This is a genomic window from Rhodopseudomonas palustris, assembly GCF_013415845.1.
GTDB lineage: Bacteria > Pseudomonadota > Alphaproteobacteria > Rhizobiales > Xanthobacteraceae > Rhodopseudomonas > Rhodopseudomonas palustris_F.
In genome coordinates, this window is the sequence record NZ_CP058907.1 from 2,280,230 (window position 1) to 2,295,021 (window position 14,792).

The following is a 14,792-nucleotide window of genomic DNA, read 5'->3' on the forward strand; positions in this document are numbered from 1 at the left end:
GCGGCGGAATAGGACGACGATGCGGAAGATCTTGTTGATCGGAATCGGGCCTGGCGGTCCGAACTATTTGACCGTTCAGGCAGTCGAGGCGCTGAACCGCGCGACCGTGTTCTTCATTCCTGACAAGGGAGAAGAAAAAGCCGAGCTGCGCCTGGCGCGGGAGCAGATCTGCGAGCGCTTCATCAAGACGCCGGGTTACCGCTTTGTCACCATCGACATCCCCAAGCGTGAAGCGCAGCCGCAGGATTATCGCGCCACGGTTGACGATTGGCACGCCCAGATCGCCGACCGGTTTCAGCACGCGATGACCGAGCAACTGCCGGAGGATGGTTGCGGCGCATTTCTGGTGTGGGGCGATCCGTCGCTTTACGATAGCACGATCCGCATTCTCGACCGGCTGCGCGGGCGCGGGATGGCGATCGATTACGAGATCATTCCCGGCATCACCGCGGTGCAGGCGCTGACAGCGCGTCATGGCATCGCGCTGAATGGCATCGGCGAGCCCGTCACGGTGACAACAGGGCGCAAGCTCGCCGGCGCGGGGCGATGGTCGGGCGAGACAACGGTGGTGATGCTCGACGGCGAGGAGACTTTCGCCAAGATCGACGCCGAGGGGGCCGAAATCTTCTGGGGCGCCAACCTCGGCATGGACGATGAAGTCCTGGTAGCCGGCAAGCTCCCGGAGATTGCGCCCGAGATTCAGCGCGTCCGCCGCCAGGTGCGTGCCGCCAAGGGCTGGGTGATGGACATCTATCTGCTCCGTAAAGCAGGGGAATCGTAGATTGGTACCGTCGAGCTTCGACGGGCGCTGCTCATTTATCGCGCTTGCTCGATGCCAGCGTATCGGCCAAAACCCCGCCATCGGTGGCGCGCATCACGCGCCGATCTGAGCGGGGCCGACATGAACAGCATCGCGACCAGCCCGAACCGAAGCGGACTGCGCTTCCTGGTGTTTCAACACGTCGATGTCGAGCATCCCGGCATCTTCCGCGAGTTCTGGCGCGAAGCGGGGATCGTGTGGGATGCAGTCGAACTCGATGCAGGCGAACCCATCCCAGCGCTAGAGCCTTACGACGCTCTGATCGTGATGGGCGGCCCGCAAGACGTCTGGCAGGAAGACGAGCATCCCTGGCTGGTGCCGGAGAAGGCCGCGATCCGACGCTTCGTGCAGGAGCTTGGCCGGCCGTATCTCGGCATCTGCCTCGGGCATCAGCTGCTTGCGGCTGCACTCGGCGGCGAAGTCCGTCTCGGCAACACTCCGGAAGTTGGTCCGGGCGAGGTCGAGCTGACCGCGGCCGGCGCAACCGATCCGTTGTTTGCCGGTCTTTCCAGCCCGCTGCAGACCTTCCAATGGCACGGGGCCGAAGTCGCGACGCTACCGGCCGGTGGCGAAGTGCTGGCGCGCAATGATGCTTGCGCGGTACAGGCGTTCCGGTTTGGCCATGCGGCTTACGGGCTGCAGTATCACGTCGAGATCACCGACCGCACCGTGCCCGAATGGCAGCAAATTCCCGCCTATGCCGCTTCGCTCGAGACGGCGCTCGGGCGCGAGCGCGCCGCGAAGCTTGCCGACGAGACCACGGGGCTCTTGCCCGGTTTTGCGCAGGCGGCGCGCCGGCTCAACGATAACTTCCTGCAGATCGTGACGCGCGCGATTGCACGCTAAGCCGTCACGGCGTTTGCGACGCATGCGTCGGCTGCCGTTTGATGTGCCCATGTGGCGCGGCGATCAGGTGCGTCACTTTCGGTTCGGCATCGAACAAGCGGATCTGCTCCTGCAGCACCCGATCGGCGTTGGTGACGCGCTCGTGCTGGCGGAGATGCTCCAGCCATGAAGCGACCTTGAAGGTTTCGACAAAGCGGCCGGGATCGGCCGCATCCTCGAACACGCCCCATTGATAGGCGCCGTCGCGCCGCCGCTGCCGGCTGAGATGCCGCACCGCGCTGAGAAACGCCTCGCGATGGCTCGGCGCAATTCGGTACTCGACCGTGATCAGCACCGGCCCTTGATCCGGCTCGGCGTCGATGCTGACGATCGGCGTCGGCCAGTGCATCGACGGCGACAGATCGACGTCCGCGCCGGCCTTCAGTTTCCAACGCCACGTCGCCACAATACCGAGCATTGCGCCCGCCGCAGCCGCGAAATGTGCGATCGGCAGGCCGAACGATGAGGCGATCTGGCCCCACAGCGCACTGCCTGCCGTCATCGCGCCGAAGAACACGGTGACGAACATCGCCAGGCCGCGTCCGCGGACCCAATCCGGCAGCACGACTTGCACCGAGACGTTCAGGCTGGCCAGCACGGCGATCCACGAGACGCCGGCGAGCAGGCACGCGGCGATAGCTAGTTCGACCTGCCGGGCAAGGCCGAGCATCACCAGGCACAGCGCGGTGCCGAGCGTGCCGGCGGCGACCAGCCGGTCGGGGCCGAGCGCGGCCTTCAGCTTCGGCAGGATGAGCGCGCCCCCGATCGCGCCAGCGCCGACCGCGCCGAGCAGGATGCCGTACAGCTCCGGCCCGCCGGCGATCCGCGACCGGGCCACCAGCGGCAGTAGTGCCCAATACGCGCTGGCAAAGAAGAAGAACGCCACAGCGCGCACCAGCGTCGCGCGGAGCTCGGTGTTGTGCCGGGCGTGACGGATGCCGGTGACCAGCGCTTCGATCAGTCGTTCCGGCGGCAGTGTGCCGCTGCGCGGATGAGCGGGGCGCCACCAGATCAGCGCGGCGATCACCGCAAGGTTGCTGACCGCATTGATCCAGAACGGCGCGGCGATGCCGAGGCTGCCGATCGCGACGCCGCCCAGCGCCGGGCCGATCGCCCGGCTGATATTGATGCCGACGCCGTTGCTGGCGACCGCCGAAGCGAGGTCCTGCTTCGGCACCAGATCCGGCACGATCGATTGGAACGCGGGCGCGGCAAAAGCGGCGCCGGCGCCGAGCAGGAAGGTGAACAGCAGTAGCTGCCGCGGCGTCATCAGGCCGAACCAGACCAGCCCAGCGCTGGCGGCGGCGAACACGGTCAGAACGATCTGCACCACGATCAAGAACTTGCGCTTGTCGACAATATCGGCGAGCGCGCCCGCCGGAATGGCAAACAGGAAGATCGGCAGGTTGGACGCGACTTGCACGAGCGCGACCTGCAGCGGGTCTGCCTCCAGGCTGGTCATCAGCCAGCCGGAGGCGGCATTGAACATCCAGGTGCCGACGTTGGACACCACCGTTGCCGTCCATACCACCGTGAAGGCGATGTGGTGAAAGGCTGCCCAGGATGAAGGGCGTGGCGGAACCGCTGTCTGCTGGCCGCCTTCAACACTGCTCATCGGTCCTCGCTGGGTTGAAGGCGCTCGTGATCTGTCCGGCGCTGGTTGCCAAAGCGGAAATCTAGCGCGGCGGCGCCAAGCGAGATTGCAGGACCTTGCTGCGGTTTGAATGTTTGAGCGCCGCGTCAGGCGCGAGACGATCGCTCGTCATCAGACCCGAAGCAGCGCGAGCCGCCCTGCCCACATGAGTGCACCTGCGGTGAGATGTCGTCATCGGCGTGAGCAGGGCGCCGCGCGTTCGTGCAAGCGGTGACGGGTTCGTCCAAGCGATCCGGACGCCGGGCAGGGCATGATTGCGCCCAGTTGCGTCAGCTCAGCCCCGAACTTGGAGAGTTCCGATGTCGAAACTGGATATGCTCACATCCGACAACAGCGCAATCGCGCTGATCGATTATCAGCCCGCGATGTATCAGGGCGTGCAGTCTCACGACCGACTTGTGGTGTTCAACAACATCCAGATCCTCGCCAAAGCGGCGAAGCTGTTCAAGATTCCGACGGTGCTGACCACGGTGGCCAAGGATTCGTTCTCCGGCCCGTTCATGCCGGAAGTCACCGAGCTGTTTCCGAACCTCGACATCATCGACCGCACCTCGATGAACTCGTGGCTCGATCCGAACTTCCGCAAAGCCGTCGCCGCCACCGGCCGAAAGAAGTTCGTGATCGCCGGGCTGTGGACCGAAGCCTGCGTCATGTTCCCGACGCTCGATATGCTGAAGGAAGGCTACGAGATCTACATTCCGGCCGATGCCTGCGGCGATCTGTCGATGGAAGCGCACAACCGCTCGATGGAGCGCGCAATTCAGGCTGGCGCGGTGCCGATCACCTCCTGCCAGTACGCGTTCGAGCTGCAGCAGGACTGGGCGCGCTCGGAGACCTATGAGGGCATGATGGACATCCTGCGGGCGCACTCGCCCTATGGCATCCAGATCCGTTTCTCCAAGTGGGCGCTCGGCGAACACGCCTCTGAGGGCGGCACCAAGGCCGCCTGAAGCGATCGGCGCGGGAGAGCAGGATGAAAGTATATCTGCTGTCGCTCGGTGCCGGCCTGTTGGTCGGCATCATCTACAGCTTGCTCAACGTGCGCTCCCCCGCGCCGCCGCTGGTGGCGCTGATCGGACTACTCGGCATTCTGGCCGGCGAGCAGATCGTGCCGGTGGCGCGGCAGATCATCTCCGGCCACAGCCTTGCGGCCGCGTGGCGCGACGCCAAGTGCACGCCGCACATCTTCGGCATGCTGCCGGGCCGCCGCGCCGCTGAGACGTCCTCAATTTCCGAACCGCACCAGATGGAGAAGCACTCATGAGCACCGCGCCCGATATCATCCTGCATCGCGGCCTGTTCACGACGCTGGACCGGAGCAACCCGACCGCCAGTGCGGTGGCGATCTCGGACGGGCGGTTCACGGCGGTCGGCCACGATCGCGATGTCCTGCCGCTCGCCGGTCCGTCGACGCGCGTGATCGATCTGAAGGGGCGGCGGGTGCTGCCCGGCCTGATTGACAACCATCTCCACATCATCCGCGGCGGCCTGAACTTCAACATGGAGCTGCGCTGGGACGGCGTTCGTTCGCTCGCCGATGCGATGAGCATGCTGAAGCGCCAGGTCGCGATCACGCCGCCGCCGCAATGGGTGCGCGTGGTCGGCGGCTTCACCGAGCACCAGTTCGCCGAAAAGCGGCTGCCGACGATCGACGAACTCAACGCCGTGGCGCCCGATACGCCGGTGTTCCTGCTGCATCTCTATGACCGCGCGATCCTCAACGGCGCGGCGCTGCGCGCTGTCGGCTACACCAGGGACACGCCGGAACCGCCCGGCGGCGAGATCACCCGCGATGCCAACGGCAATCCCACCGGTCTGCTACTCGCCAAGCCGAATGCCAACATCCTCTACGCGACGCTGGCGAAGGGGCCGAAGCTGCCGTTCGACTATCAGGTCAATTCCACCCGCCACTTCATGCGCGAACTGAACCGGCTTGGCGTCACCGGTGCGATCGACGCCGGCGGCGGTTTCCAGAATTATCCCGACGATTACGCGGTGATCCAGAAGCTCGACGAGGAGGGGTTGCTGACGATCCGGCTCGCCTACAATCTGTTCACGCAGAAGCCGAAGGGCGAGAAGGACGACTTCCTCAACTGGACCAAGACCTCCAAATACAAGCAGGGCAACGACTACTTTCGGCACAACGGTGCCGGCGAAATGTTGGTGTTCTCGGCCGCCGACTTCGAGGATTTCCGTGTTCCGCGGCCCGACATGCCGCCGGAGATGGAAGGCGAGCTCGAGGAGGTGGTGCGCATCCTGGTGCAGAACAAATGGCCGTGGCGTCTGCACGCGACCTACGACGAGACGATCTCGCGCGCGCTCGACGTGTTCGAGAAAGTGAACCAGGATACGCCGCTCGACGGCCTGCACTGGTTCTTCGATCATGCCGAAACGATTTCGGACCGCTCGATCGACCGGATCGCGGCGCTCGGCGGCGGCATCGCCGTGCAGCACAGGATGGCGTATCAGGGCGAGTACTTCGTCGAGCGCTACGGCTTCGGCGCCGCGGAGGCGACCCCGCCGGTGAAGCGCATTCTCGACAGCGGCGTCAAGGTCTCCGCCGGCACCGATGCGACCCGGGTCGCGTCGTACAATCCGTGGGTGTCGCTGTCCTGGCTGGTCACCGGCCGCACCGTCGGCGGCCTGCGGATCACGCCGCAGCGGAACTGCCTCGACCGCGAGACCGCGTTGCGGATGTGGACCGAGAACGTCACCTGGTTTTCGAACGAGGAAGGCAACAAGGGGCGCATCGCCGTCGGCCAGCTCGCCGACGTGGTGGTGCCCGACCGCGACTATTTCTCCTGCAGTGAAGCCGAGATCGCCGACACAACCGCGCTGCTGACGATGGTTGGCGGCAAGGTGGTGTATGGCGCCGCCGAGTTCGCCGGTCTCGACGACAGCGCGCCGCCACCGGCGATGCCAGACTGGTCGCCGGTGCGCCGGTTCGGCGGCTACGCCGCCTGGGCGGACGATGAACGGGCTGCCGGCAAGGTCGCGGTACAGGCGATGACATCGTGCGGCTGCGCTAATAGCTGCACGCTGCATGGCCACGATCATGCCACCGCGTGGTCGAGCAAGCTGCCGGTCTCCGATCTCAAGAGCTTCTGGGGCGCGCTGGGCTGCGCTTGCTGGGCGGTGTGAGGTGAGGCCGGCTGACGAGCCGAGGTGGGCGGCGACGATCCTGTCGTCGCCGCTGCTCTGGCACGCCGCGCGCTTCGCGCTGGTGTCCGCCTATCTGCTCGGCGGCGTGGTGAAGCTGTTCGACTTCGCCGGGGCTGTGGCCGAGCAGGAGAGGTTCGGCCTGCATCCCGGCTGGCTGTGGGCAGCGCTCGCCATCGTCGTTGAACTGGGTGGCTCGCTCCTGGTGCTCGCCGATCGGCTGGTCTGGTTTGGTGCCGGCGCGCTTGGCGTCCTGACCTTCGTGGCGATGCTGACGGCGAATGCGTTCTGGTCCGCGCCCGCAGCGGATCGTGGGATGCAGGCCAACGCCTTCTTTGAACATCTCGGACTGATCGCCGGCTTCGTGTTGGTGGCGATGCTGTCCGACCAACGGCGATCGACGTCCTGATATTGGCGAGGAGACTTCCGTGAAACAGATCTCGAAACCTCTTCTGTTGCTGGCGATCGCCGCCGCGCTGAGTTCGCCGGTGGCAGCGAAGGAAGCGCGCCATGCCACCCCATCGGTTGCGGTCGCGCCGCAATACGACACCACACATGTCTATGTGGCGCCCGAGGACGTTGAGAAATTCGTGGCGAGCTTTCTCGCCACCTTCGGCGGCAAGAGCACCAAGCAGGTGGTCGCGACCGTGACGCCGACGCCGAGCAGCACCACCTCGCAGTTGCTGCAGACCCCGGCGGGCACGGTGTCGTTGTTCGGGTTCAAGACACCGATCCCATATCCGTTCGGCGCTGAGCGCAACGGCTATCTGGTCAGCGATATCGATGTGGCGATCAGGCAGGCGCGCGCCGCGGGCGCGTCCGTGATCGTGTCGACCTTCCCGGATCCGATCGGACGCGACGCGGTGGTGCAGTGGCCCGGCGGGGTCAACATGCAGCTGTACTGGCACACGACCAAGCCGGACTATGCCGCTTTCACCTCGGTCCCGGAGAACCGGGTGTATGTCGCGGCCGATCGGGCCGAAGCGTTCGTGCGCAGCTTCGTCAAGTTCTCGCACGGCCGGATCGTGTCCGACAGCAGCGTCGCATCCGGCGCCGAGGTGGGCAAGCCCGACGCCAAGATCAAGCGAATCCGGGTCGAATCCGCATTCGGCAAGATGACCGTGTTCGTCACCGACGGGCATTTGCCGTATCCTTACGGCCGCGAGACCACCGGCTATGAAGTCGCCGATCTGGAGGCGACGCTTGCCAAGGCGAAGGAAGCGGGCGTGACAGTTCTGGTGCCGCCTTATTCGTTCGAGGACCGCAAGGCTGCGATGTTGCAATTCCCCGGTGGCTACGTGGCCGAGATCCACGCCGCGGCGCAGCGACACGCGGCGGCGGCCGAGTGACGGCGGACGGCGGAGAGCGCGGGGAAATTCGGCGTGCGGCGCTCGTCCGCTCGGCGCTGCTGGCCTCCGTCGCGCTCATCGCCTTCGGCGGGCTCGCCCGCGCGGCCGACGATGCGCCGGCGCGGCCGGCGATCCAGTCCAACCGTTGGGCCGAGGATTGGTCGGTGCTGGCCGATCCGAAGCTGCGGACCGAGCCGTTCGACTCCCTGAAATATGTGCCGCTGTGGGTGTCTGATCCGAAGAGCTATGTGTCGTTCGGCGCCAATCTGCGCGAGCGGTTCGAGTTCAACGACGCCCCGGCGTTCGGCACAGGCGGCAATGCCCGCGACAGCTATGTCATCCAGCGTCTGCAGGTCCATGCCGATGTGCATTTCGATGCCAATTGGCGGGCGTTCGTCCAGCTCGAGGACGATCGGGCGTTCGATAAGCTGAACGTCACCTCGGTCGATCAGGATCGGGTCGATCTGCGGCTGGCGTTTCTCGAATACACCAAGCAGTTCTCCGGCGGGCTGCTCAAAGCCCGGGTCGGCCGTCAGGACTTCGCCTTCGACCTGCAGCGTTTCGTGTCGTCGCGCGACGGCCCCAACGTGCGGCAATCGTTCGACGCTGTGTGGGCCGATTGGGAGACCGGCACCTGGCGGTTCATCGGCTTCGTCAGCCGGCCGGTGCAGTATTTCGACGATCGGCCGTTCGACGATCGCTCGTCCGATCAGTTCCGTTTCAGCACGCTCCGCATCGAACGCAAGGTGCTCGGCAATAACGAGCTGTCGGCGTACTATTCGTTGTATGAGCGCGCCGGCGCGCGTTATCTCGACGCCACCGGCGATGAGCGCCGGCATATTTTCGACATCCGCTTTGCCGGCAAGCAGGGCCCGCTCGATTGGGACCTCGAAGCGATGGGGCAGACCGGGCAGGTAGGCGCCTCGGCGGCGCGGGCCTGGGCGGTGGGCGCCCGCGCCGGCTACACGCTGCCTGCCGCCTGGCAGCCGCGGCTCGGGCTGCAGTTCGATGCTGCCTCCGGCGACGACCGGCCGAACGACGGCGTCGTCGGCACCTTCAATCCACTGTTCCCGAACGGCTATTACTTCACGCTGGCGGGCTTCACCGGCTATGCGAACCTCGTCCATCTCAAGCCGTCGATCACCGTGTCGCCGGCGAGCAGGCTGAAGCTGATGGCGGCGGTCGGCCTGCAATGGCGCGCCACGACGGCGGACGCGATCTACGTGCAGCCGAGTGTGCCGGTGGCCGGCACCGCCGGCGTTGGCACCGCCTGGACCGGCGCCTACGGCCAACTCCGCGTCGACTACGCCTTCGACGCGCATCTCACCGGCGCGATCGAAGCGGTGCATTTCGACGTTGGCGACACCATCCGCGCCGCCGGTGGCCGCAGCAGCGATTATCTCGGCCTCCAGCTGCAATACGGTTGGTGAGTTTCCGCGCCGCCGCTATCGCCCGCCCCAGAACACAGGTCGGATCATCACCAACGCGGCGAGGGCTGTGGGCAATGCCCATACCCAATCGCCCATGAGCGGCATTGCCAACGCCGCGATCACGCAGCCGACTACGAAACCTGCGAGCAGACGCAGTGCCTGCTTCAGGCGGCCGTCGTCGGCGCTCATCAGCGGATGTCCGTTCGACAGCGCGTCCATGATCGACAGCACCGCATTGGAGAGATTGCCGGTCATCACCGCAGTGGAGACGGCTTTGGGCAGCGCCAGCCGGAGCAGCGCATATTGCGTCGCCATGGCTGCCACCGCGATCATCACCGCGGTGCCGGCGATCAGGCCGTGAGGATGGGTTGCCGGCTTCAGCGCGACGCTAACCGCCAGCACCGCTGCGAGCAAAGCACATTGAACGCCGAGCAGCAGCCGCACCAAAGCCGGGCCTGTCAGCCGTGAGAACCGCGCGATCAGCCAGATCAACACCAGCACCAAGATGAACGCGGGGATTGCAGCGAGCTGCGCCAGATTGATAGGGCCGCCGCCGACCGCTACCGCGCTCGCCACCACGAGGTTGCCGGTGATATGTGCAGTGAAGATGTTGCCGAGCATATAGAAGCCGGTGATGTCCACCATGCCGGCGATCACGCTGAGCACCGGGGGCATGGCTTCTTCCATTCTCGCCAGGGTCTGCTTCGAAGCCGCTGCGGTGTTCGGCGCATCTTCGCCGGGCGTGACGGTCAGAAGATCAGTGGTCGTGGGCGTATGGCTAGGCATCGGCCTGTGTCGGGTCGCGAGCGAGTGCGTAATGGGCGATAATCGTCCGGGGCAGCACGAGGCCGATGCTCATCGCCGCCATGATGGAAGCGGCCGTGACGCCATCGGCGATAGTGGCGCCGGTCAACTCGGGCGGCGCCGAGGAGGTCGTTGCGATCTGCAACAGGCCACTAATCATCCGGAACACAAACACGCCCGGGATCATCGATACGACAGCGGCGAAGCCGATCGCGGCGAATGGCAGATGCCGCTTGTGCGACACCGGCGTCAGCACCAGACCGACGATCAGGCAGGCCACGAAGGCGCCGGCAGGGGCGCCGAAGCCGAGCTCGGTCATGGCGAGCCAGCGGCTGCCATGCGCGATCATGCCGATTGCGACCGGCCACGCCAACATGCCAAGAGGCGCCGAGAAGAACACTCCGTAGCAGGCGACGGCAACGCCGGCAGCGATCATATCGAGCCATAGCGGCACCGTCAGACCCGATGGATCGATCGGCAGCGATTGATCCAGGATCGACAGACCCAGGACGAGGCCCATCGAGATCGCCAGCAGGATCAGGGTCGCGTAGACGAGGCGCGAGCTGCCGAGTTGGATTCGTCCGCCGATCAGGTCGAGCGCAGCGTTGAGGAAGTGCGGGCCGGGGACCAGCACCATGCAAGGGCAAACCACGACGAGGCGTAGTGCCGAACTGAGCTGATAGCGCACAGCCAATCCGCCGATCAGGCCGGCGAGCAATGCGGCGCAGAACGGCTGGATCAGGAGATTGTCGCTGATCCGTGCCAAGCCGCGGCGCAGCAGTGCGCCGGCCCCGGCGCTGACGAAGATGATTGCGGCGGCCGGCGCGTGCGCGATGCCAAAAATGATCGCCAGCGCCAGCGCGCCAACGGCCGCCGCGAGTGCAAACAGCCAGGTCGGGGAGGCCGGAGCCTTGGCAATTGCCGCGATGCGATCCCGCGCTGCCTCGGCAGACAGGCGGCCGGCTTCGATGTCGACGATGGCGCGCATCGCGGTGGCGACCCGGGTCATATTGACGCCGACCGGCGCAGCCGCGACCGAGATCGTCGAGCGTGTTCCGCTGCTCGCCACATCGAGGCGCAGCTCGTCCCAATGCGCCTGCAACTCCGCAGGCGCGCCGAGGGTGGTGCTGAGCCGGTTCGCGGCGGCAATCACCTGGTCGCTCGCCTGTCCATTGACGAACAGCACCGTGGCGAAAGACAGGATGAGCTCCGCTCGATCGTCGCTGGTCATCAGAGATGGCCTTTACCGGTGAGCGGATCAGCCGGCTGCCGCGCCGGGAGCAACGGCGGCGACATAGGGCGAGACCATCTTGGCAGGATCGACGATGCGGTCGAATTCTGCCTCTGCGACGAAGCCGAGTTCGAGTGCGGCAGCCTTCAGCGTCAGGTCGTTGTCCATCGCGTAGTGGGCGATCTTGGAGGCCTTGTCGTAGCCGATGACGGGCGACAGTGCGGTCACCAGCATCAGTGAGCGATCGACGTAATCCTTGATCTTCTTCAGGTTCGGTTTGGTGCCTTCGATCAGGAATTTGCGGAAGTTGATGCAGCCATCGGTGAGGAGGGTGATCGAATGCGTGATGTTGAAGATCATCAGCGGCTTGTAGACGTTCATCTCGAGATAGCCGCCGGCGCCGCCGAAGCCGACCGCGACGTCGTTCGCCATCACCTGAACGGCGACCATGGTCAGCGCTTCGCACTGCGTCGGGTTGACTTTGCCGGGCATGATCGACGAGCCCGGCTCGTTCTCCGGGATCAGCAGTTCGGCGAAGCCAGCCCGCGGCCCACATGACATCAGGCGAATGTCATTGGCGATCTTGTACAGCGATACGGCTAACGTGCGAAGGCTGCCGGAGAGCTGGACCAGCGCATCATGCGCGCCCTGTACAGTGAATTTGTTGGGGGCGGTGACGAAGGGCAGGCCGGTCAGATCCGCGATCTCGGCCGCGGCCGCTTCGGCAAAGCCGGGTGCCGAATTGATGCCAGTGCCGACCGCGGTGCCGCCGAGCGCGAGCCGGTACACACCCTGCAGCGAGGCCTCGATCCGATCCAGATTATCCGTCAGCATGCCGGCATAGCCGGACCATTCCTGCCCCAGCGTCAGCGGCGTCGCATCCTGCATGTGGGTGCGGCCGATCTTGACAATGTCCTTCCAGTCTTGGGCTTTGGCCGAGATCGCGTCACGCAGCGCCGTGGCCGCCGGTATCAGGCGGCTCTTCACGTTGACAGCGGCGGCGATGTTCATCGTCGACGGAAACGTATCGTTGGAGGATTGCGCCATGTTCACGTGATCGTTCGGATGTACCGGCGCGTGGCTGCCGAGCGGCGTGCCGGCGATCTGGCAGCAGCGATTGGAGATCACCTCGTTGACGTTCATGTTGAACTGCGTGCCGCTGCCGGTCATCCAGACGTGCAGCGGGAACATGTCATGATGCCGGCCGGCCAGGATTTCGTCGCAGACCTGCACGATCAGCTTGGTGCGGGCATCGTCCAGACGGCCGCCGGCGCGGTTGGCATTGGCGGCGCCCTTCTTCAGGATAGCATAGCCGGTGATCATCTCGCGCGGAATGAGATCGGAGCCGATGCTGAAATGCTCCAGCGAGCGCTGCGTTTGTGCGCCCCAGAGCTTGTCGGCGGCAACCTTCACCTTGCCGAGGCTGTCGGTTTCGTCTCTGAACTCCGTCATCGCTCGTCTTTCTTTCTAGGGCGATTGCGAACCTGTCGGCACCCTCCCGGCCGCAGACATAGCTCCGCCGTCTCGCGTCAAGGCGTTGATACGCCCCGCGATGCTGCGAATGATGCTGCCGGGATGACCTGTGAGTGGCGGAATGAAGCGAAGAGAAGCAGGCGAAGCGGACGATTAGAGCCGCTTCGCCCGGACCAGTCTTATTCCTTCACGAACGCCAGCAGGTCGGCATTGAGCACGTCGGCATGGGTGGTGAGCATGCCGTGCGGATAGCCCGGATAGGTCTTCAGCTTGCCGTTCTTCAGCAGCTTGACCGATAGCTTGGCGGAGTCCTCGATCGGCACGATCTGGTCATCCTCGCCATGCAGCACCAGGGTCGGCACGGTGATGGCCTTCAGATCGTTGGTCTGGTCGGTCTCGGAGAACGCCTTGATGCCGTCATAGTGGGCTTTGGCGCTGCCCATCATGCCCTGGCGCCACCAGTTGTTGACGACCCCCGGCATTGTCTTCGCATCGGGCCGGTTGAAGCCATAGAATGGGCCTGCCGGGACATCGAGGAAGAACTGCGCGCGATTGCCGGCGAGCGCCTTGCGGAAACCGTCGAACACTTCGATCGGCAGGCCGCCGGGATTCTTCTCGGTCTTCAGCATCAGCGGCGGCACCGCAGAGACCAGCACGGCCTTGGCGACGCGGCCCTGCGGCTCACCGAACTTCGCGACGTAACGCGCGACTTCCCCGCCGCCGGTCGAGTGACCGATATGCACGGCCTTTTTCAGATCGAGGTGCTCGGCGACGGCCGAGGCGTCGGCCGCGTAATGATCCATGTCGTGACCGTTGTCGACCTGAGACGAGCGACCATGGCCGCGGCGATCATGAGCAACCACGCGATAACCGTTGGCCAGGAAGAACAGCATCTGTGCGTCCCAATCGTCGGACGACAGCGGCCAGCCGTGGTGAAAGACGATCGGCTGGGCCTGCTTCGGGCCCCAATCCTTGTAGAAGATGTCGACGCCGTCCTTGGTCTTGACGAATCCGCTGCTCATTCCGTGGTCTCCTTGTGAAGGTCGCTGAGGGTGGAGCTGCTGTGCGATGGCGGTGCCGGGAAGAAGGGCGACGCAGGCGGCACCCACGATCGCGTCGCGTCGGGTGATGTGGAGGGCGCGGGGTTCCAGCGCTCGTGACGATCGCGCCACATTATCGTGATCGGGGTTGTTCATCGTTGGTCTCCAGCTTGCTAATCCCGGCAGCGTGACGCGCTCAGCCTGCCGCCACCGTGCGTACGGCGTCGAGGATCACATCGGCGACAGCCAGTGGCTGCGACAAAATGGACAGATGGCTCGCCTTCAGCTCGGTGGTCTTGGCATTCAGGCGAACAGCGAGTTCGCGTTCGAGCTCGACGCTGACGATGCGGTCGTCGGTCGAGACGATGTACCAATTCGGCCGGGTTTCCCACGCTGCCTTGCTGATCTTGTCGGCGAAGGTGGTGGTCGGCAGCGGTGGCTGCAGCACCGCCAGCAGGCGCGCGTCGTCTTTCGGTAGATCCTGCGCGACATCGTTGACCCAGCCTGCTTCGCTGAGCTTGAGATGGCCATGGCCGTCATCGACGATCTGGCTCAGGCCTGGCGGAGACGGGTGCGAGCCAACCAGATCACCGACGGATTCGCCGACCTTCGGCGGCAGGGCCGCGACGAAGACGAGGGCTTTGACCTTGGGGTCGTTGCCGGCCTGGGTAATTACCGCGCCGCCCCAGCTGTGGCCCACCAACACGACGGCGCCTTGGATGCTGTCCAGCACGATCCTCGTGGCTTCGACGTCGGCGGCGAGGGACGTGGTGGGGTTCTGCACCGCGACCACTGCAATGCCCTGGTTGAGGAGATGCGGGATCACGAGCCGCCAGCTCGATCCGTCGGCCCATGCGCCATGCACCAGCACCACCGTGGGAGAGGACGAATTGGGCATCGCGTGACTCCTCATTGAGATTGTATCTCGGCCACCCTGATCTACGGCC

Annotated in this window: 14 protein-coding genes; 8 read left to right on the plus strand and 6 right to left on the minus strand. The window is 65.2% G+C overall.

All coding sequences use genetic code 11. The features are described from left to right. The first annotated feature begins 19 nt into the window (after positions 1–19). Together cobF and HZF03_RS10455 are read left to right on the plus strand one after the other, a co-directional pair. Entirely contained in the window at positions 20–781 is a 762-nt protein-coding gene (gene cobF, locus HZF03_RS10450; protein ID WP_119019330.1) for a precorrin-6A synthase (deacetylating), read from the plus strand. Positions 782–901: 120 nt separating this feature from the next. Further along, entirely contained in the window at positions 902–1,666 is a 765-nt protein-coding gene (locus HZF03_RS10455; RefSeq protein ID WP_119019329.1) for a type 1 glutamine amidotransferase, read from the plus strand. 4 nt (positions 1,667–1,670) lie between these two features. Here the strand turns inward: HZF03_RS10455 and HZF03_RS10460 are convergent, their stop codons facing one another. Continuing rightward, positions 1,671–3,320, minus strand: a complete 1,650-nt coding sequence (locus HZF03_RS10460; protein WP_119019328.1) for an MFS transporter — start codon at positions 3,318–3,320, stop codon at positions 1,671–1,673. A gap of 338 nt (positions 3,321–3,658) precedes the next feature. Here HZF03_RS10460 and HZF03_RS10465 point away from each other — a divergent pair, with 338 nt between their 5' ends. From HZF03_RS10465 to HZF03_RS10490, 6 genes are read left to right on the plus strand one after another with little or no spacing between them, the layout of a single operon-like run. Beyond that, a complete protein-coding gene (locus HZF03_RS10465; RefSeq protein ID WP_119019327.1) occupies positions 3,659–4,309 on the plus strand; it encodes a hydrolase in 651 nt (216 codons plus the stop codon). A 23-nt stretch (positions 4,310–4,332) separates the two neighbouring features. Beyond that, positions 4,333–4,623: a XapX domain-containing protein gene (locus HZF03_RS10470; protein WP_119019326.1), complete on the plus strand. Its 291-nt coding sequence runs from the start codon at positions 4,333–4,335 to the stop codon at positions 4,621–4,623. Beyond that, the gene (locus tag HZF03_RS10475) at positions 4,620–6,500 is read left to right on the plus strand and encodes an amidohydrolase (RefSeq protein ID WP_119019325.1); all 1,881 of its coding nucleotides are present in this window, start codon (positions 4,620–4,622) and stop codon (positions 6,498–6,500) included. The genes HZF03_RS10470 and HZF03_RS10475 overlap by 4 nt, the downstream gene beginning before the upstream one ends. Position 6,501: 1 nt before the next feature. After that, positions 6,502–6,927, plus strand: a complete 426-nt coding sequence (locus tag HZF03_RS10480) for a DoxX family protein (protein WP_179906297.1) — start codon at positions 6,502–6,504, stop codon at positions 6,925–6,927. Between the two features lie 19 nt (positions 6,928–6,946). Next, the gene (locus HZF03_RS10485; protein ID WP_119018830.1) at positions 6,947–7,867 is read left to right on the plus strand and encodes a glyoxalase; all 921 of its coding nucleotides are present in this window, start codon (positions 6,947–6,949) and stop codon (positions 7,865–7,867) included. Next, a complete protein-coding gene (locus HZF03_RS10490; protein ID WP_119018829.1) occupies positions 7,864–9,297 on the plus strand; it encodes an alginate export family protein in 1,434 nt (477 codons plus the stop codon). The genes HZF03_RS10485 and HZF03_RS10490 overlap by 4 nt, the downstream gene beginning before the upstream one ends. A 15-nt stretch (positions 9,298–9,312) precedes the next feature. Here the strand turns inward: HZF03_RS10490 and HZF03_RS10495 are convergent, their stop codons facing one another. The 5 genes from HZF03_RS10495 to HZF03_RS10515 form a co-directional block, all read right to left on the minus strand. Beyond that, on the minus strand, positions 9,313–10,083 hold the full coding sequence (locus tag HZF03_RS10495) for a YoaK family protein (RefSeq protein WP_119018828.1): 771 nt from the start codon (positions 10,081–10,083) through the stop codon (positions 9,313–9,315). Next, positions 10,076–11,332 carry a threonine/serine exporter family protein gene (locus HZF03_RS10500; RefSeq protein ID WP_119018827.1) on the minus strand — a complete coding sequence of 419 codons (1,257 nt, stop codon included), beginning with the start codon at positions 11,330–11,332 and terminating at the stop codon, positions 10,076–10,078. Before HZF03_RS10500 ends, HZF03_RS10495 begins: the two co-directional genes overlap by 8 nt. Positions 11,333–11,359: 27 nt before the next feature. Beyond that, positions 11,360–12,784: a class II fumarate hydratase gene (gene fumC, locus HZF03_RS10505; protein ID WP_119018826.1), complete on the minus strand. Its 1,425-nt coding sequence runs from the start codon at positions 12,782–12,784 to the stop codon at positions 11,360–11,362. A 200-nt stretch (positions 12,785–12,984) separates the two neighbouring features. Continuing rightward, on the minus strand, positions 12,985–13,827 hold the full coding sequence (locus HZF03_RS10510; protein WP_165858140.1) for an alpha/beta fold hydrolase: 843 nt from the start codon (positions 13,825–13,827) through the stop codon (positions 12,985–12,987). 214 nt (positions 13,828–14,041) lie between these two features. Beyond that, on the minus strand, positions 14,042–14,743 hold the full coding sequence (locus tag HZF03_RS10515) for an alpha/beta fold hydrolase (RefSeq protein WP_119018824.1): 702 nt from the start codon (positions 14,741–14,743) through the stop codon (positions 14,042–14,044). Between the last annotated feature and the right edge of the window lie 49 nt (positions 14,744–14,792).